This is a genomic window from Massilia sp. Se16.2.3 (assembly GCF_014171595.1).
Taxonomy (GTDB): domain Bacteria; phylum Pseudomonadota; class Gammaproteobacteria; order Burkholderiales; family Burkholderiaceae_D; genus Telluria.
This window is the reverse complement of the sequence record NZ_CP050451.1, coordinates 2578135-2596489: the sequence shown is the minus strand read 5'-3', so window position 1 is coordinate 2596489 and position 18355 is coordinate 2578135. Positions and strand designations below refer to the sequence as shown.

The following is an 18355-nucleotide window of genomic DNA, read 5'->3' as shown; positions in this document are numbered from 1 at the left end:
CACAAGGCAGAACCCATGACGAATCTCCAAGATACGACCGGCATCCTCGCCGACGTCAACGCGCGCCACCTCGACGCCCTCGAATCCGAAGCGATCCACATCCTGCGCGAAGTGGCGGCCGAATGCAGCAATCCGGCCCTGCTGTTCTCGGGCGGCAAGGACTCGGTGGTACTGCTGCGCCTGGCCGAAAAGTCCTTCCGCCCCGGCAAATTCCCCTTCCCGCTGGTGCACATCGACACCGGCCACAATTTCGACGAAGTGATCGCCTTCCGCGATGCACGCGTGCTTGAGCTCGGCGAGCGCCTGATCGTCGGCTCGGTCGAGGACTCGATCAGGAAGGGCACCGTGCGCCTGCGTAACCCGGCCACCGATTCGCGCAACGCGGCCCAGGCCGTGACGCTGCTGGAAACCATCGCCGAACACGGATTCGACGCCTGCATCGGCGGCGCCCGCCGCGACGAGGAAAAGGCCCGCGCCAAGGAGCGCATCTTCTCCTTCCGCGACGAATTCGGCCAGTGGGACCCGAAGGCCCAGCGTCCGGAACTGTGGGACCTGTATAACACCCGCGTCCACCCGGGCGAAAACATGCGCGTGTTCCCGATCTCGAACTGGACGGAACTGGACGTGTGGCAGTACATCGCCCGTGAAAAGCTGGCCCTGCCGCCGATCTATTTCGCCCACGAGCGCCAGGTGATTCCGCGCAATGGCCTGCTGGTGCCATTGACCCCGCTGACCCCGGCGAAGGAAGGCGAGACGGTCGAAACGCAAACGGTCCGCTTCCGCACCGTCGGCGACATCTCCTGCACCTGCCCGGTATCGTCGACCGCCAGCACGGTCGAGGCCATCATCGCCGAAACCGCCGTGACGCAAGTCACCGAGCGCGGCGCGACCAGGATGGATGACCAGACCTCGGAAGCCTCGATGGAAAAACGCAAGAAGCAAGGATATTTCTGATGAACGCCCGCATCGACTCCCCCTACGATAAACTGACCCAACACAGCCTGCTGCGCTTCATCACGGCCGGTTCCGTCGACGACGGCAAGAGCACGCTGATCGGACGCCTGCTCTACGACAGCAAGGGCATCTTCGCCGACCAGCTGGCGGCCGTCTCGCGCTCGAAGCACAAGCGCACCGTCGGCGACACCATCGATTTGTCGCTCCTGACCGACGGCCTGGAAGCCGAGCGCGAACAGGGCATCACGATCGACGTGGCCTACCGCTATTTCGCCACGCCCAAGCGCAAGTTCATCATTGCCGACACCCCGGGCCACGAGCAGTACACCCGCAACATGGTGACCGGCGCCTCGACCGCGGACGCGGTGATCATCCTGGTCGACGTGTCGAAAGTGAAGCTGCGCGAGGATGGCGGCGTGGACTTGCTGATCCAGACCAAGCGCCATTCGACGATCGCCAAGCTGCTGCAGATCGAGCACGTGATCGTGGCCGTCAACAAGATGGACCTGGTGAACTACGACCAGGCCGTCTATGACCGCATCGTCAAGGCTTACGGCGAATTCGCCCAGTCGCTCGGGCTGAAGGACGTGACCGCGATTCCGCTGTCGGCCCTGTCCGGTGATAACGTCGTCGATCGCTCGGCCAGGATGGACTGGTACACCGGCCCGACCCTGATCGAACTGCTGGAAGACATCTCGGTCTACGACGAAGCCCACGATGCGCCCTTCCGTTTCCCGGTGCAGTTAGTGGCCCGCCACAACGGCCATGAGGCCAACGACTTCCGCGGCTACATGGGCCGTATCGAGTCGGGCAGCGTTGCCGTCGGCGACAAGTTGGTGGTCCAGCCTTCCGGCCAGAGCGCAACCGTCAAGGAAATCCTGACCTTCGACGGTTCGCTCGATACGGCCGCCGCCGGCCAGTCGGTGACGCTGCTGCTGAACGAATACCTGGACATCTCGCGCGGCGATACGCTCGCTGGTGCCGATGCGCCGGCAACCTTGCTCAAGCAGGTGGTGGCGGACGTGTGCTGGATGTCGGACGAGCCGCTCGATGCGCGCCGCAAGTACTGGATCAAGCACGGCACGCGCCAGACGGCGGCCAAGGTGACCAGGGTCGACACGCTGCTGGATATCAACACCCAGCAACGCCACCCTGCGGACGGCCTGAAGCTGAACGACATCGCGCGCATCGGTTTGAGCGTGCAGCAGCCGCTGGCGGCCGACGCCTATGCCGACATCCGCGCTACAGGCGCATTCATCCTGATCGATGAAGTGACGCACCAGACCGTTGCCGCGGGTATGATTCGTTTAGGCGAATAACAGGAGCGGTGCATGGCGGGGATGGGCAAGGTCTACCTGATTGGCGCCGGCCCTGGCGCTGCCGACTTGATCACGGTGCGCGGCGCGCGGCTGCTGGCCCAGGCCGACGTCGTGCTCTACGACGCACTGGTCACCCCCGAGATGCTGGAACTGTGTTCACAGGCCACGCTCATTTCGGTGGGCAAACGTTCCGGCCAGCGCTCAACGGCCCAGGAAGCGATCAACCGCCTGCTGGTCGATTGCGCCAGCGAGTACCGTCTTGTCGTGCGCCTGAAGGGCGGCGACCCGATGCTGTTCGGCCGCGCCGACGAGGAATTGCGCGCGCTGGAGAGCGAAGGCATCGAGGTCGAGATCGTCCCCGGGATCACCACCGCGGTCGCGGCGGCGGCCGTCACCAAGGCGCCGCTGACACGGCGCGGCGTCGCCCGCAGCGTCGCCTTCTTCACCTCCAGCACCGCCCCCGACCAGCCGGAACACCCGGCTCTGCCCCATACCGACACCCTGATCCAGTACATGGGCGGCCGCGAAGCCGCCGCCACCGCCGAACGCCTGCTGGCCCGGGGCCGCAGCGCCGATACGCCCGTGGTGGTGGTGGAAAACTGCAGCCGCCATGACGAGCGCATCGAGCGCCTCACCCTGACGGACCTGGCACGGGGCCTGGGCACGGCCCATGGCCCGGTGCTGGTGATGATCGGCGAAGCCCTGCGCCTGCGCGAACACCAGACCCGGGGTCGGCAAAGCTCCGCAGCGGGAGCTTTGCCGACCCGGGGATAGTTGATGGTGGCGGGCACGCCAGCCGCCCTTGTTCGCCGCTCGTTACGGCATCGTTCCGGATGAAGTCACTGCAAACCGTCCCCGCGTCGGCGCGCCGCCAGGCGCGCCCAGCCTAGGCCCGGTCGTATTCCTCGATTTCCTGCACCAGGCGTTCGGCCGCGGCCTGGGTTTCGGATGCGATACGGTTCAACTGCGCGATCGCCGTTTCCAGGCGCGCGCCGGCGCGTCCATGGCACTCGCGCACATGCCACAGCGCCAGGTCGCGGCGCATGCCGCCCAGTCTTCGCGCAATTCGCCCAGCATGCGCCGCAGGCTGCGGTCGGCGTCGACCAGGCCGGGGATCGCCCGTGCATGCAGGCGCCCGGACAAGCGGCCGATCTTCACGCCCATCGCGGCGATGCGGCGGGCGGTGGCATCGATGCGGCGCGCACAGCGCGTTTGCGCGAACAGCCCGCCAGGCAGCCGCAGGCCATCGAGAAAATCTGCCTCGCCCGAGCCGAAGCGGCGCAGCGTGGCAACGATGTGCTTGAGGATGGCTGGGAGCATGTGCGACCCTGTTGGTTGGGAAGGCGGACGCGGACGAAAGTGCTCGAGAAGTGTGGGCGGATTACCGGGCACTGTCAAACCCGCACACGGTCCTGATGCATGAGCAAGAACAAGGTGCGCGCGGTTCGTTGCCGCCGCGGCGCAGTTTGCGCAGCTTCGGGACTCGGCGTCGGCACGGGGCGACGCATGCCCGTGCCCTCCGCATTTGAGGGCCGTCAGCGAAAAGCGCAGGAGTCGGGTAAGCTCTTTCGTCATGTGCTTTCGACATCGCCAGGCGGCGCGGCCTGCGCGCCCCTGCGACTGCGATTGCGATTGCGATTGCAACCTGTTTATCCTACCTGGGAGATCCACATGAGCGACCAAGCCGACTACGTTCCGCCCGCAGTCTGGGTACCACCCGCCTCGTCAGGCGGCACCTTCGCCAACATCAACCGTCCGGTCGCCGGCGCCACCCACGAAGCGGAACTTCCGGTCGGCAAGCATCCGCTGCAGCTGTACTCGCTGGCGACGCCGAATGGCGTGAAAGTGACGATCATGCTCGAGGAATTGCTGGCAGCCGGCCATACCGGTGCCGAGTACGATGCCTGGCTGATTCGCATCAACGAAGGTGCCCAGTTCTCGAGCGGCTTCGTCGAGGTGAATCCGAATTCGAAGATTCCGGCCCTGCTCGACCGCAGCGGCGAGACGCCCGTGCGCGTGTTCGAATCGGGCTCGATCCTGATGTATCTGGCGGAGAAATTCGGCGCCTTCCTGCCAACGAGCGCGCCGGCGCGCACGGAGACGCTGAACTGGCTGTTCTGGCAGATGGGCTCGGCACCTTTCCTGGGCGGCGGCTTCGGCCACTTCTATGCCTATGCGCCGGAAAAATATGAATACGCGATCAACCGCTATGCGATGGAATCGAAGCGCCAGCTCGACGTGCTGAACCGCCAGCTGGCCACGCAGCGCTTTGTTGCCGGCGACGAGTACACGATTGCCGACATGGCGATCTGGCCCTGGTACGGCGGCATGGTACGCGGGGAACTGTACCAGGCAGGCGAATTCCTCTCGGTGCACGAATACGAGCACGTGCGGCGCTGGGCCGACGAAGTGTTCGCGCGGCCGGCGGTGCAGCGTGGACGGCGTGTGAATCGGGTGTTCGGCAATCCTGAGGAGCAGCTGGCCGAGCGCCATGATGCGTCGGATCTGGATTGAGGTGTTGACCTGACCGCAGGGTGGGTTGAATGAGGCCGGGAGCCTCGTTCACCCCTCTCTACCCGAGCGAGCGCACGCAATAATCGGTCATCGCCGCCAGCACGCCGGGGTCTTCCCCGACGGCACCCGCCACGCTCAGGCGCAAGCCCGGATGCGCCGTGCGCAAGCCCTCGGCCAGCAGCGGCAGGTCGCGCAGCAAATGTCCGCCCTGTCCCGGGAAGACCGGCACGATCGTTACGTCCTCGATCCCCTCCGCCATGATCGCGGCAACCGCGTCTGGCAGGCGCGGCTCCATCAGTTCGAGAAACGCCAGCGTGACGGCGCAATCGGGCAGGCGTGCGCGCGTCAGGTCGCGCAGGCGCTCGAAGGGCGCGGCCCGGGAGGCGGCGCGCGCGCCGTGCGCGAACAGGACCGGGCGCGCTTGGGCAAAGCGTCCATCAATGCCGCTCCACCCAGCGCAGCGCCAGGATCGCCATCAGCAGGAACAGCAGGCTTGGCGCCACCGCCGTGAGGAAGGCCGGCCAGGTCGAGAGCATGCCGAGGTGCGAAAACAGCGAATTGATCAGGATGTAAGAAACGCCAATCATGATGCCGATGAAGATTTTCAGGCTGACGCCGCCGCTGCGGGTGTGCAGGTAGGCGAAGGGCAGCGCCAGCGCCATCAGCACGAAGATCGCCAGCGGACCCACGATCTTCTTCCAGAACGCGATGCGGAAACGCTCGCTCTCCTGGCGGTTCTCGGCCAGGTGGCGCGTGTACACGGCCAGTTCGTTGGCCGACATGCGCTCGGGGTCGCGCCGCGACACCTGCAGGATCTTCGGGGTGATTTCCGATACCAGGTCCATGCTGGCCAGCTTGCGCGTGGCGACCGCACTGGTGTCCTGGCCAAAGCTGCTCTGGATGGTCTGTCCTTGCGCGAGCGGCGCGCCCGGCTCGGGCAGCGTGCGGCTGTTCGAGAACAGGGTCTCCGTCACGTCCTGCAGGCGCCAGGTGCCGTTGCCGCTGAAGCTCGCGCTTTTCGCGGTGATGATCGCGCGCATGCGCATCGAATTGTCGAACTCGTAGAGGCGCACGTCCAGCAACTGGCCATCCGGCCGGATCTGGCGCGCATTGAAGAAGCGCGAGCCGACGACGGCGCCGCGCCCTCCCTCCTTGACGTCCGCATGCACGTTATCCTTGGTCCACATCCCCGAGCGGAACTCGGAGGCGAGCGTCGCCCCCTTGGCCGACAGGCGCACCCGTTCGGCCAGCGGCGCCGTGCGCGGCGTGATCAGTTCGCCGAAGATGAAGGTGATCACGACGAACACGATGCCGATCTTGAACAGCATCCAGCCGGCCATGCGCGTCGACATCGACGAGGCGCGCATGATGGTGAACTCGGAGCTTTGCGCGAACTGCGCCATCGCGTAGATGGTGCCGATCAGCGCGGCAACGGGCATGACTTCGTAGACGTGACCGGGAATCATCAGCGCCACGTACAGCAGCGCGTGCTGGAAGGTGTAGGCGCCCTTGCCTACCGAGGGCAGCTCGCTGGTGAGGTCCATGAAGGAGATCAGGCCGAGGAAGGCCACCAGCACGAACACCACGGCCTGCGAGATGTTGATCGCAAAATAGCGCTGCAGGACCTTCATGGCGCCACCGCCTTTCCTGCCGTCTTGCCCAGCAGGCGACGGCGTTTCCAGGCGCTGAACAGCACCAGCGGGTGGTAATGGTGATTCACGTTCAGGCGCCAGGCAAACAGGGCCAGCACGATCAGCGCAACGAACAGGTGCAGCGGCCACCAGGCCACGGCGAAGTCGATCTTGCCCTGCTTGACGCTCGCTTCCACCATCTTCACGAGGTTGTTATAGGTGAAGAAGATCAGCAGCGCGAGAATCAGGTTGGCCGAGCTGCCGGCGCGCGGATTCACAAAACCCAGCGGAATGGCCAGCAGCACCAGCAGCAGGCAGACGATCGGCGCCGAGATGCGCGACAGGAGCTCGGAACGCGTGTACTGGTTCTTCACCGCCAGCAGCGCCGGCATCGACAGCGCATCGAGCGGCACGTCGGCACCCAGCACGGGCACCTTCGTGGCCACGCGCATGCTGTAGCGCTCGAACTCCATCGACTGGAAATCGGCCTGGCCCGGCACGCCCTGGTAGCGGCGGCCGTTCTTGAGCACCAGGTACTGTCCGCCCTTGCCGTCCGACTCCACCACGCCTTCGCGCGCGACGACGATCGAATTGCTGTTGTTCGCTCCCGCGGTGCTGACGAACACGTTCTTGACCACGGTCGACCCGTTGGTGCTGCCCTCGACGAAGAAGACGCGGTCGCTCGATGAGGACTCGCGGAACTGGCCGGGTGCGACGCGTTTCAGGTCTTCGCGCTTCTCGAAGCGCTGGATGAATTCCGCGCTCTTCATCTTGGCCCAGGGCGCAACCACCAGCGACAGCGCGCTCACGAGCAGCACCAGCGGCAGGCCGAACACGAGCACCGGGCGGATCCAGGCCAGCAGCGACTGGCCCGAGGCGAACCAGACGACCATCTCGGAATCGCGGTAGCTGCGCGTGATGGCGACGAGCACGGAAATAAAGCTGGTGAGGATCAGGACAGTTGGCAGATAATTCAGTGATTGGAATGCAATCAATGCCACCACGTCGCTGGACGCGACCCTGCCTCCCGCGGCCCTGCCCAGGATGGCGATCAGGGTCCAGGTGACGCACACCGTGAACAAGACCGTGAAGGTTGCCCCGGCTGCGCTGGCCAGTTCACGATGCAAAGCGCGTTGGAAAATCATTCGATAGTTATAATTGCAGGTTGAGCTGGGGTGCACACATCGCGTGCACGCTGCGCGCACAATGCACGCATAAAACGAAACGGAGAATCAAATGGACTTTAGCATAAAAGCATTCGACGCAAAAAACACCCTGACCGCAGCCAAGACCGGCTGCCTGGCAGTGGCGGTGTTCGAAAACAAGAAACTGTCGCAGGCTGCAAAAGCCCTCGATCAAACCGGCGAGATCACCGCGGCACTGAAGTCGGGCGACATCTCCGGCAAGCCTGGCTCGACCCTGCTGCTGCGTGGCGTGGCCGGCGTGGCTGCGGCGCGCGTGCTGCTGGTCGGGATGGGCGCCGATGAGGCGGTAAGCGAAAAGTCCTTTACTTCCGCGGTCAACGCCACGCTCAAGGCGTTCGCGTCGCTGGGTGCGGCAGATGCCATTATCGCATTTCCGATGACGGAAGTGAAAGAGCGTGAACCCGAGTGGGCGCTGCGCAGCATTGTGCTGGCCGCCACCGAAGGCGAGTTCCGCACCGACGCGCAAAAGAGCAAGAAGGATCCGGTCTCCACCGGCGTGCGCAAGGTCACCGTGGCGATGCCGCTGGCCGCGCCGCAAACGAAGGCCGCGCTGGCGCAAGCGATCGCGATTGCCAACGGCATGAACCTGACGCGCGAACTGGGCAACCTGTCGCCGAACGTCTGCACCCCGACCTACCTCGCCAACGTCGCCCGCAAGCTCGCCGACGACTTCAATTTCGAGATCGAAGTCCTCGAGCGCAAGCAGCTCGAAGCACTGAAGATGGGTTCCTTCCTGGCCGTGGCCAAGGGCAGCGAGGAAGCACCGAAGTTCATCGTCCTCAAGCACATGGGCGGCGGCAGGAAGGACGCGCCCGTGGTCCTGGTCGGCAAGGGCATCACCTTCGATTCCGGCGGCATCTCGATCAAGCCAGGCCCCGGCATGGACGAAATGAAGTACGACATGTGCGGCGCCGGGTCGGTGCTGGGCACCTTCCGCGCCATCGGCGAGATGGGCCTGAAGCTGAACGTGATCGGCATCGTCGCCGCCTGCGAGAACATGCCGTCGGGCCGCGCCACCAAGCCGGGTGACATCGTCACCGCCATGAACGGCCTGACCATCGAAATCCTGAACACCGACGCCGAAGGCCGCCTGATCCTGTGCGACGCCCTCACCTACGCCGAGCGCTTCAAGCCGGCGGCCGTCGTCGACATCGCCACGCTGACCGGCGCCTGCATCGTCTCGCTGGGCCACCACAACAGCGGCCTGTTCACCCGCCACGACGCCGCCCACGACGCCCTGGCCGACGAACTGCTGGACGCCGGCAAGGAAACCGGCGACGGCGCATGGCGCCTGCCGATCGGCGAGATCTACAACGAGCAGCTCAAGTCGAACTTCGCGGACCTGGCCAACATCGGCACGCCTGGCGGCGCCTCGATCACGGCGGCCTGCTTCCTGGAGAACTTCACCCGCAACTACACCTGGGCCCACCTGGATATCGCGGGTACGGCGTGGAAGAGCGGCGCGGCCAAGGGCGCGACCGGGCGTCCGGTGCCGCTGCTGACGACTTTCCTGATGAACCGCGTGTGATTGGTTTGAGCCGGGAATGAAACCGGGCCGCGAAAGCGGCCCGTTTTTTTTGGTGTCACCGTCGGCCCGGCAAGGCGAACAGGGAGAACCGTAGGGTGGACACCTGTGTCCACGCGGTATGGTTCGGCTGCGTATCGAACGCCGAACTCGACTGCAGGTGCTGAACCTGCGTGCCGTCTGCACGGACTTCGGCCAATACCGGAGAACGCGACGGTACCATACCGCGTGGGCTCAAGAGCCCACCCTACGGACGCGAGAAGGCCGCAGCTGAAATATTATTTCAGATGCGGCTCAGCAATGAAATTAAATGTCACGCCACCCAGGCCGGGCAAAGCCGGCCCGCGATGCTAGTCTACCTGCGCGAAGCGCGGCACCTGCTTGCCGTCGACCTCGACGAGCTCGAAGAACACCGCCCTCGGGCGGGCCCAGATCGAGCCGTCGTGTGCGCGGTAGATGATCATCGGCGTCAGGTCGGCCTCGAGCGTGGCCTCGCAGACCAGCTCGTACAGACCGCCCTTGTAGTGACGATACTTGATCAAGCGTGCTCGATTCAGGCCTGCTCGGCCGTGGCCTTCTGCTTCTTCTTCAGGCCCTGGATGACCTTCAGCACGCCTTCCATGCCGGCGCTCTCGTCGAGGTCGCTGAATGCGTCCAGGACTTCGTTGAGCACGCGATTGCGTACCGCTGCTTCGTCCGGCTGGATTGCCTTGACCTCGCCCTCGCCGGCGAATTTCGACGAGGTCTCGCCTGCGGCCTTGGCACCGTGTGCCAATGCTGCCTGCCAGATCACCCAGCGGCGCTGGGTTTCGTAGACGAGGTATTCCTCGGGCTTGTCTTCACGGCGACGAACGATGTGGCCATCGCGTTGGGCCCATGCTTCAAATGCACTGCGCATCTCTGTCCTTTTCATATGGGTACAAATACTCGCTATCGATACAGCAATATTTCACCATAGTACCATTCACCGCAAAAGCCATGCACGCATGAAGCCAATCGTGCGCACCGCGGCGGTGGTAGCGGCACATGCCGCCTGATCGAAATATTACATCGCGAGTTATGCAAATACAACCGGATATTCCCTAAAGGTAATATTTAGGGAATGTGACATGCTACACCGTAACTGTTACTTCTCGCTACCGGTAAATAGAAATTTGTACTCCGGACAATAGATTTTAAACCACAAACTTGTTACGCGATCATTTCTGGTCGCATATATATACAAATCGAATAACAAGATGGAATGCAGGCCGCAAAACTTGCGAAAAGTTGCACGATCTGGCGCCAGCATCGATACTGCGCACCAATGCAACACGCCTGACTCTCCTCTCACGACCGAATATTTACATGAAAATAGCAACCTGGAACGTCAATTCCCTGAAAGTCCGTCTGCCGCACCTGCTGCGCTGGCTGGAAACCAGTCCGGTGGACGTGCTCTGCCTCCAGGAAACGAAGCTCACCGACGATAAATTTCCGCTCGCGGAAATCAACGCGGCCGGTTACCACGTCGCCTTCAGCGGCCAGAAGACCTATAACGGCGTGGCCATCCTGTCGAAGGCGCCGCTCCAGGATGTGGTCCGGAACAACCCGCGGTATCAAGATGAGCAGCAGCGCATCATCGCTGCGACAGTCGAGGGCGTGCGTTTCGTCTGCGCCTACATCCCGAACGGCCAGGCGGTCGACTCGGACAAGTATGTCTACAAGATGGCCTGGCTGGACGCGCTGCATGCGTGGCTGGAGGACGAACTGCGCCAGCACCCGCAACTGGCCCTGCTGGGCGACTACAACATCGCCCCCGAGGACCGCGACGTGCACGACCCGGCCGAATGGGAAGGCAAGATCCACTGCTCCGAGCGCGAGCGCGCGGCCATGACGGCGCTGATTGGCCTGGGCCTGGTGGACGCCTTCCGCCTGTTCGAGCAGCCCGAGAAGCAGTACAGCTGGTGGGACTACCGCATGATGGGTTTCCGCCGCAACCGCGGCCTACGCATCGACCACATCCTGCTCTCGCCCGCCCTGGCCGCGCGCTGCACCGCCTGCGAGATCGACCGCGAACCGCGCAAGTGGGAGCAGCCGTCGGATCACACGCCCGTCATCGCGACGCTCGCCTGATCCCGGCGCCGGCGCGCCGGCTTTACGATTGCGCGCTCAGCAGCGCCTGCGCCGCCTCGCTGTCGAGCGCGCGCGCGAACAGCCAGCCCTGCACGTACTGGCAGCCGTAGGTGCGCAGCAGCGCCAGTTGTTCCTCGGTCTCGACGCCCTCGGCCACCACGCGCAGCTGCAAACTGTTCGCCAGCGCCATCACGGCGGCGACGATCGCCCGGTCTTCGCTGCTGGCCTCGAGCTCGCGGATGAAGGCGCGGTCGATCTTGATCTTCCTGACCGGGAAGCGCTTCAGGTAGGCCAGGCTGGAATACCCCGTGCCGAAGTCGTCGATCGACAGCGCCATGCCCATGCGGTTGATCTGGCCGAGGATCTCGAGCGTCTGCTCGCCGTGCTGCATCAGCGCGGTCTCGGTGATCTCGAACTCCACCAGGCTCGGGTCGATTCCGGTTTCGTCGACGATGCGCCGGATCGAGGCCACCAGCGCCTTGTGCATGAACTGGCGCGCCGACAGGTTGATCGCCAGCGGCACCGCCGGCAGGCCGGCGCGCTGCCAGGCCATGCTCTGTTCGCAGGCGCGCCGGATTACCCATTCGCCGACCGGCACGATCATGCCGTTTTCTTCCGGGATGGGGATGAACTCGTCCGGCAGCGCCAGGCCAAGGCCGGGACGGCGCCAGCGCAGCAGGACCTCGAGCGCGTGCACGCGGTTCGTGCCCATGTCCATGATCGGCTGGTAGAAGGGCTCGAATTCGCCGTTCTCGAGCGCGCGGCGCAGGCTCGTTTCCAGCTCGAAGCGGCGGGTTGCCGCGCCATCGAGGCTCTGGGTGAAGAACTGGTAGTTGTTGCGGCCGGCCGCCTTGGCGTGGTACATGGCCGCATCGGCATGGCGCATCAGGATGTCGACGTCGCCGCCGTCGTCCGGATAGACGCAGATGCCGATCGAGGGCGAGATGTGCAGGCTGCGGCCTTCGAAGCGGATCGGCGCGGCCAGCGCCTCGATGATCTTGTCGCCGACCTGGCTGCACTCTTCGATCCCATGCACGCCTGGAATGAGCACCACGAACTCGTCTCCGCCCAGGCGTGCCACGGTGTCGCTGGCACGCACCGCGCGGCACAGCCGGCCGGCGACTTCCTTGAGCAGGAAGTCGCCGGTCGCGTGGCCGAGCGAATCGTTGATCGTCTTGAAGCGGTCGAGGTCGATGAACATCACGGCCAGGCGAGCATCGTTGCGCGTTGCCGCGAGGATGGCGCGCTCGAGGCGGTCGGCCAGCAGCGCGCGGTTCGGCAGGCCGGTCAGGCTGTCGTGGTAGGCCATGTGGTGCACGCGCGCCTCGGCCTGGCGCCGCTCGAGGATTTCTTCCTGCAGCAGCGCATTCGCGCCCGCCAGTTCGGCCGTGCGTTCGGCCACGCGCACCTCGAGTTCGTCGCGCGCGCGCCGCACTTCCTCGGCCGCCGCGCGCTGGGCGGTGACATCGTCGACCAGCCACAGGCTGCGCCCGTGCGGGTCGTCCAGGTCGAAGGGCCGTCCCGACAGGCGCCCCCAGAAAGTCGTGCCGTCGCGCCGCACCAGCAGGTGCTCGCCGACGCTGACGCGTCCATTTGAAAAGTCGCGCGCAGTCTCCTGGCGCGCCGCCAGCCAGCCGTCCACGCCGGGATACAGCGAGCGCACGCTGGCGCCCTGGATCTGGCCGGGTACGCAGCCAAACAGCTCTTCCATCTTGCGGTTGCAATGCAGCGTGCGGCCGTTCTCGACCACGGCGATGCCCAGTACCGCGGTATCGAGGATGGCCTGGTTCTCCAGCAGCGCCTCGCGCAGCGACTGCTCGTCGCGCTTCTGGCGCGAGCGGTCCTCGACGATCCAGACATAGCCCTGGTCCAGGTCATCCGGATCGACGGCGTAGCCGATCACCTTGACCCAGACGCGGGTGCCGTCCTTGCGCGCGACTTCGGCTTCGTCCTCGTAGGTGCGCCCCTGCGCGAACAGCGGGTACGAGGCTGCCGCCATGCGCGCGAACGCGTCCGCGTCCGGATGCAGCTGCTGCACGGGCAGGTCGACGCTCTCGGCCGCGCTGTAGCCGAACAGGGCCAGGAAGCCCGCGTTGAAGCGCTTGACGCGCTGCGCGCGCGTGAACATGATCGCCAGCGAGGCGTTGTCCATCAACGCCTGCAGCTCGCGCTGGGCCTGGAATTTCTCGCCGATGTCCTCGACGGTCCAGACGATGCCGGCCTCGCGCCGTCCCGGCACCACGGCACTGGCGCGCAAGCGTGCCCAGAACAGGGAGCCGTCGCGGCGGCGGAAAGGGTATTCGCTCTTTTCGTAGATGCCGCCCTGCGCCAGCGCCCCCAGCGCCTCGTCGCGCAGGTGCTGGAAGTCGGGGCTGGAGGGGAACATCGTGCCGAGGTCGCGCCCGACCAGGTCGGCGACGCGATAGCCGACCATGTCGGCCAGATGCACGTTGCATTCCATGAGCACGCCCGCCTTGGTGAAGCCGATGCCGAGCGGCGCGTGATCGAGGATGGCCTTCTGCTCGAGCACGGTGGTGCGCAAGGCCGAGGCTTGCGCTTCGCGCGCCGTCATGTCATGGAAGACGAAGGTCGCACCTGGCGCGCCGCTCCCTTGAGGCAGGGGCCAGGAACTGACCTGGACCGCCCGGTCGCCGCCCTGCGTCGCCAGCACGGCCTGCCATGCGCGTTCGCGCCGCATCGATTTGCGCAGCTCGATCGCGGCAATCCGGGCGGCGCGCCCGGCAAACAGCTCGGGCAGCGCGCGCCCTTCCACCGGCCTGCCGCTGAGGGGTGGCCATGGCGGCATTGGCGGCGAAAACGAGGCCCCCGGCGTCGCAGGCACAGGCGGGTGCCGCAATCAGGTCCGGGCCTCGGCGATGCCGGCGGGTTTGCTTGAAATTCGGTCCATCAGGGGTAGTTCCGTGCGCGTGGCCCCATCGGCCACAAAAAGTTGCCCAATGATAAACCATGAGGGATGGGTAAAGGGCCTGTATAGACAAAAAAAAGCCGGGCCGGCGCACAGATGGCGCCGACCCGGCTGCTGCAGGGCCCCTGGACGGCTGTGTGCTAGGCGCCGAGCACCTCGCCCGGCACGCGCACCCAGCCTTCCATCAGCACGCGCGCGCGCTGCGGCTCATCACCGCCTTGGTGACGCTCCACTGGCCGTTCTTCTCGACCGCCTCGGCACCCACGCGCAGCGTGCCGGATGGGTGGCCGAAGCGTACCGCGCCCGGCTTGCCGCCGCCCGCCGCGAGGTTCACCAGCGTGCCCGGCACCGCGGCAGCCGTACCGATGGCGACCGCCGCCGTGCCCATCATCGCGTGGTGCAGTTTGCCCATGGAGAGTGCACGCACCAGCAGGTCGATGTCGGCGGCCGCCACTTCCTTGCCGCTCGACGAGGTATAGCCCGCGGGCGGCGCCACGAAGGCGACCTTCGGCGTGTGCTGGCGCTTGGCCGCCTCGTCGACATGCTTGATGAGGCCCATGCGCACGGCGCCGTGGGCGCGGATGGTTTCGAACAGCGCCAGCGCGCGCGGATCGCCATTGATCGCATCCTGCAGTTCGGTGCCGGTATAGCCGATGTCGGCGGCGTTCACAAAGATGGTGGGGATGCCGGCATTGATCATGGTGGCCTTGACGACGCCCAGGCCTGGAACCTCGAGGTCGTCGACCAGGTTCCCGGTCGGGAACATCGCTCCACCGCCACCCTCCTCGTCCGCTGCCGGGTCCATGAATTCGAGCGCCACTTCGGCGGCCGGGAAGGTCACGCCGTCGAGTTCGAAGTCGCCCGTTTCCTGCACTTCGCCATTCGTCACCGGCACGTGGGCGACGATGGTCTTGCCGATATTGGCCTGCCAGATGCGTACGGTCGCCATGCCGTTTTGCGGCAGGTCCGCGACCAGGCCTGCATTGATTGCGAACGAGCCCACCGCCGAGGACAGGTTGCCGCAGTTGCCGCTCCAGTCGACGAAAGGCTTGTCGATCGAGACCTGGCCGAACAGGTAGTCGACGTCATGGCCGGGACGGGTGCTCTTCGAGACGATCACGGTCTTGCTGGTGCTGGACGTCGCCCCGCCCATGCCGTCGATCTGCTTGCCGTAGGGGTCGGGGCTGCCGATCACGCGTTGCAAGAGCGCGTCGCGCACCGCGCCCGGCACGCGGGCCGCTTCAGGCAGGTCGTCGAGGCGGAAGAACACACCTTTCGAGGTACCGCCACGCATGTAGGTGGCGGGGATTTTGATTTGGGGAGTATGTGCCATGTGTTCGTGGTCCTGTTTGATGATGCGGGCGACGATTCGCCGTGCGTGGCCGGTGTGACGCTGGTCCCGCGTGGGCACAGAGTGCCCACCCTACAATGACGAACGCGTGTGGCAGTGTCGTTAAAGCCGATCCGCCGCCCGTAGGGTGGGCACTCCGTGCCCACGCGCTTATGTGCGCCGAACATCGTCACGGGCGGAAAATAATCGCCCTCGAAAACGTCCGGATTACGCCGCGACTTTCGACGACGCCAGGAAGTCTTGCGCGAAGCGCTGCAGCACGCCGCCCGCCTCGTAGATCGACACCTCTTCCGCCGTATCGAGGCGGCAGGTCACCGGCACCTCGACACGCTGCCCATCGCGACGATTGATCACGAGGGTGAGCGTCGCGCGCGGCGTGCGTTCGCCGATCACGTCGAAGGTCTCGGTACCGTCGATGCCCAGGCTCAAGCGGTTCACGCCGGGCATGAACTCCAGCGGCAGCACGCCCATGCCAACCAGATTCGTGCGGTGGATGCGCTCGAAGCCTTCGGCGACGATCGCTTCCACGCCCGCCAGGCGCACGCCCTTGGCCGCCCAGTCGCGCGAGGAACCCTGGCCGTAGTCGGCGCCGGCGATCACGATCAGCGGCTGCTTGCGCTCCATGTAGGTTTCGATGGCTTCCCACATGCGCGTCACCTGGCCTTCGGGTTCGATGCGTGCCAGCGAACCCGCGCGCACGGTCCCGTCGGGATTGCGCACCATCTCGTTCTTCAGGGTCGGGTTGGCAAACGTCGCGCGCTGGGCCGTCAGGTGGTCGCCGCGGTGGGTGGCATAGGAATTGAAGTCCTCTTCCGGCAGGCCCATCTTGAACAGGTATTCGCCGGCGGCGGAATCCATCATGATCGCGTTCGACGGCGACAGGTGGTCGGTCGTGATGTTGTCGCCCAGGACCGCGAGCGGACGCATGCCGGACAAGGCGCGGGCGCCGGCCAGCGCGCCTTCCCAGTACGGCGGACGGCGGATGTAAGTGGACATCTCGCGCCAGTCGTACAGCGGGCTGACGGCTTCGCCATCGTCGGCCACGCGCGCGAACATCGGCGTGTACACCTTGCGGAACTGCTCGGGTTTCACGCTCTGTTCGATGACGGCGTCGATTTCCTCGTCGCTCGGCCAGATGTCGGCCAAGGTCACCTGCTGGCCGTTGGCGTCCACGCCCAGCACGTCCTTCTCGATGTCGAAGCGGATGGTGCCGGCAATCGCATAGGCCACCACCAGCGGCGGCGAGGCCAGGAAGGCCTGTTTCGCATACGGGTGGATGCGGCCGTCGAAGTTGCGGTTGCCCGACAGGACGGCGGTCGCGTACAAATCGCGCTCGATGATCTCCTGCTGGATGACGGGGTCGAGCGCGCCGCTCATGCCGTTGCAGGTGGTGCAGGCAAAGGCGACGACGCCAAAGCCCAGCTTTTCCAGCTCCGGCAGCAGGCCCGCTTCTTCCAGGTAGAGCGACACGGCTTTCGAGCCCGGCGCCAGCGAGGATTTCACCCAGGGCTTGCGCAGCAGGCCGCGGGCGTTGGCGTTACGCGCCAGCAGGCCCGCCGCGACCATGTTGCGCGGATTGTTCGTGTTGGTGCAGCTGGTAATGGCCGCGATGATGACGGCGCCATCGGGCATGCGGCCCGGTTCGTTTTCCACCACGCCGGCGATGCCGCGCGCCGCCAGTTCCGAGGTCGGCACGCGCTTGTGCGGGTTCGACGGGCCGGCGATGTTGCGCACCACGGTCGAGAGGTCGAAACGCAGCACGCGCTCGTATTCGGCGGTCGTGAGCGCATCGGCCCACAGGCCCGTTTCCTTCGCATACAGCTCGACCAGGTTCACGGTCTCGTCTTCGCGGCCGGTGAGTTTCAGGTACTTGATGGTCTGCTCGTCGATGTAGAACATCGCGGCGGTGGCGCCGAATTCCGGCGCCATGTTCGAGATCGTCGCACGGTCGCCCAGGGTCAGGTTCGATGCGCCCTCACCGTAGAACTCGAGGTAGGTCGACACGACCTTGGCATTGCGCAGGAACTCGGTCAGCGCCAGCACGACGTCGGTGGCGGTGATGCCGGGACCCGGCTTGCCGGTCAGTTCGACGCCGACGATGTCCGGAAGGCGCATGTACGAGGCGCGGCCCAGCATCACGCTTTCCGCTTCCAGGCCACCCACGCCGATGGCGATCACGCCCAGCGCATCGACCATCGGGGTGTGCGAGTCGGTGCCGACCAGGGTATCCGGGAAGGCGACGCCGTCCTTCACCTGGATCACGGGCGACATGCGCTCGAGGTTAATCTGGTGCAGGATGCCGTTCCCCGGCGGGATCACGTCGACGTTCTGGAAGGCCTTCTTGGTCCAGTCGATGAAGTGGAAGCGGTCTTCGTTGCGGCGGTCCTCGATGGCGCGGTTCTTTTCGAACGCGTCCGGATCGAAGCCGCCGCACTCGACGGCCAGCGAATGGTCGACGACGAGCTGGGTCGGCACCACCGGGTTCACCAGCGCGGGGTTGCCCCCTTCCAGCGCGATGGCGTCGCGCAGGCCGGCCAGGTCGACCAGGGCCGTCTGGCCGAGGATGTCGTGGCAGACCACGCGCGCCGGGTACCAGGGGAAATCGAGGTCGCGCTTGCGTTCGATGAGCTGTTTCAGGGACGGCACGAGCGCCATCGGCTCGCAGCGGCGCACCAGGTTTTCGGCTAGCACGCGCGAGGTGTAGGGGAGCTTGTCCCAAGCACCGGCTTCGATACTGTCGACGGCTTCGCGCGCGTCGAAGTAGTGAAGCACCGTGCCGTGCAGGGGTTTGCGGTAGGCGTTGTTCATTCTAAAACTC

14 protein-coding genes and 1 pseudogene are annotated in these 18355 nt (G+C 65.4%); 6 read left to right on the top strand and 9 right to left on the bottom strand.

Going from position 1 to position 18355, the window contains the following annotated elements:
• The first annotated feature begins 15 nt into the window (after positions 1-15).
• From cysD to cobA, 3 genes are read left to right on the top strand one after another with little or no spacing between them, the layout of a single operon-like run.
• Positions 16-954: a sulfate adenylyltransferase subunit CysD gene (gene cysD / locus G4G31_RS11840; protein WP_182991564.1), complete on the top strand. Its 939-nt coding sequence runs from the start codon at positions 16-18 to the stop codon at positions 952-954.
• Positions 954-2273, top strand: a complete 1320-nt coding sequence (locus G4G31_RS11835) for a sulfate adenylyltransferase subunit 1 (protein ID WP_182991563.1) — start codon at positions 954-956, stop codon at positions 2271-2273. Before cysD ends, G4G31_RS11835 begins: the two co-directional genes overlap by 1 nt.
• A 12-nt stretch (positions 2274-2285) precedes the next feature.
• On the top strand, positions 2286-3047 hold the full coding sequence (cobA, locus tag G4G31_RS11830) for a uroporphyrinogen-III C-methyltransferase (protein ID WP_182991562.1): 762 nt from the start codon (positions 2286-2288) through the stop codon (positions 3045-3047).
• Positions 3048-3233: 186 nt separating this feature from the next.
• Here the strand turns inward: cobA and G4G31_RS11825 are convergent, their stop codons facing one another.
• A complete protein-coding gene (locus tag G4G31_RS11825; protein WP_182991561.1) occupies positions 3234-3593 on the bottom strand; it encodes a hypothetical protein in 360 nt (119 codons plus the stop codon).
• A 351-nt stretch (positions 3594-3944) separates the two neighbouring features.
• Between G4G31_RS11825 and yghU the strand changes: the two genes are divergently transcribed.
• Positions 3945-4787 carry a glutathione-dependent disulfide-bond oxidoreductase gene (gene yghU / locus G4G31_RS11820; RefSeq protein ID WP_182991560.1) on the top strand — a complete coding sequence of 281 codons (843 nt, stop codon included), beginning with the start codon at positions 3945-3947 and terminating at the stop codon, positions 4785-4787.
• Between the two features lie 58 nt (positions 4788-4845).
• Here yghU and G4G31_RS11815 read toward each other — a convergent pair whose 3' ends face one another.
• The 3 genes from G4G31_RS11815 to lptF all read right to left on the bottom strand — a co-directional run bounded on the left by G4G31_RS11815 (position 4846) and on the right by lptF (position 7563).
• On the bottom strand, positions 4846-5136 hold the full coding sequence (locus G4G31_RS11815) for a sirohydrochlorin chelatase (RefSeq protein ID WP_374011306.1): 291 nt from the start codon (positions 5134-5136) through the stop codon (positions 4846-4848).
• Between the two features lie 88 nt (positions 5137-5224).
• Positions 5225-6418 (bottom strand): LPS export ABC transporter permease LptG, encoded by a 1194-nt coding sequence (lptG, locus tag G4G31_RS11810; protein ID WP_182991559.1) that lies wholly within the window; start codon positions 6416-6418, stop codon positions 5225-5227.
• Positions 6415-7563, bottom strand: coding sequence for an LPS export ABC transporter permease LptF (gene lptF / locus G4G31_RS11805; protein WP_182991558.1), 1149 nt, complete (start codon positions 7561-7563; stop codon positions 6415-6417). The genes lptG and lptF overlap by 4 nt, the downstream gene beginning before the upstream one ends.
• 91 nt (positions 7564-7654) lie before the next feature.
• Between lptF and G4G31_RS11800 the strand changes: the two genes are divergently transcribed.
• Entirely contained in the window at positions 7655-9151 is a 1497-nt protein-coding gene (locus G4G31_RS11800; protein ID WP_182991557.1) for a leucyl aminopeptidase, read from the top strand.
• Between the two features lie 347 nt (positions 9152-9498).
• On the opposite strand, the gene G4G31_RS11795 is transcribed toward G4G31_RS11800, so the two are convergent.
• Both G4G31_RS11795 and G4G31_RS11790 read right to left on the bottom strand, forming a co-directional pair.
• Positions 9499-9690 (bottom strand): DUF1653 domain-containing protein, encoded by a 192-nt coding sequence (locus G4G31_RS11795; protein WP_182991556.1) that lies wholly within the window; start codon positions 9688-9690, stop codon positions 9499-9501.
• 11 nt (positions 9691-9701) lie between these two features.
• A complete protein-coding gene (locus tag G4G31_RS11790) occupies positions 9702-10046 on the bottom strand; it encodes a hypothetical protein (protein ID WP_182991555.1) in 345 nt (114 codons plus the stop codon).
• Positions 10047-10495: 449 nt separating this feature from the next.
• Between G4G31_RS11790 and xth the strand changes: the two genes are divergently transcribed.
• Positions 10496-11260, top strand: a complete 765-nt coding sequence (gene xth, locus G4G31_RS11785; RefSeq protein WP_182991554.1) for an exodeoxyribonuclease III — start codon at positions 10496-10498, stop codon at positions 11258-11260.
• A gap of 22 nt (positions 11261-11282) precedes the next feature.
• On the opposite strand, the gene G4G31_RS11780 is transcribed toward xth, so the two are convergent.
• The 3 genes and pseudogenes from G4G31_RS11780 to acnD all read right to left on the bottom strand — a co-directional run bounded on the left by G4G31_RS11780 (position 11283) and on the right by acnD (position 18345).
• Positions 11283-14033 (bottom strand): EAL domain-containing protein, encoded by a 2751-nt coding sequence (locus tag G4G31_RS11780; protein ID WP_229425553.1) that lies wholly within the window; start codon positions 14031-14033, stop codon positions 11283-11285.
• 293 nt (positions 14034-14326) lie between these two features.
• Positions 14327-15519: pseudogene (prpF, locus tag G4G31_RS11775) on the bottom strand (2-methylaconitate cis-trans isomerase PrpF).
• Positions 15520-15744: 225 nt separating this feature from the next.
• Positions 15745-18345 (bottom strand): Fe/S-dependent 2-methylisocitrate dehydratase AcnD, encoded by a 2601-nt coding sequence (gene acnD / locus G4G31_RS11770; RefSeq protein ID WP_182991552.1) that lies wholly within the window; start codon positions 18343-18345, stop codon positions 15745-15747.
• Positions 18346-18355 lie beyond the last annotated feature (10 nt).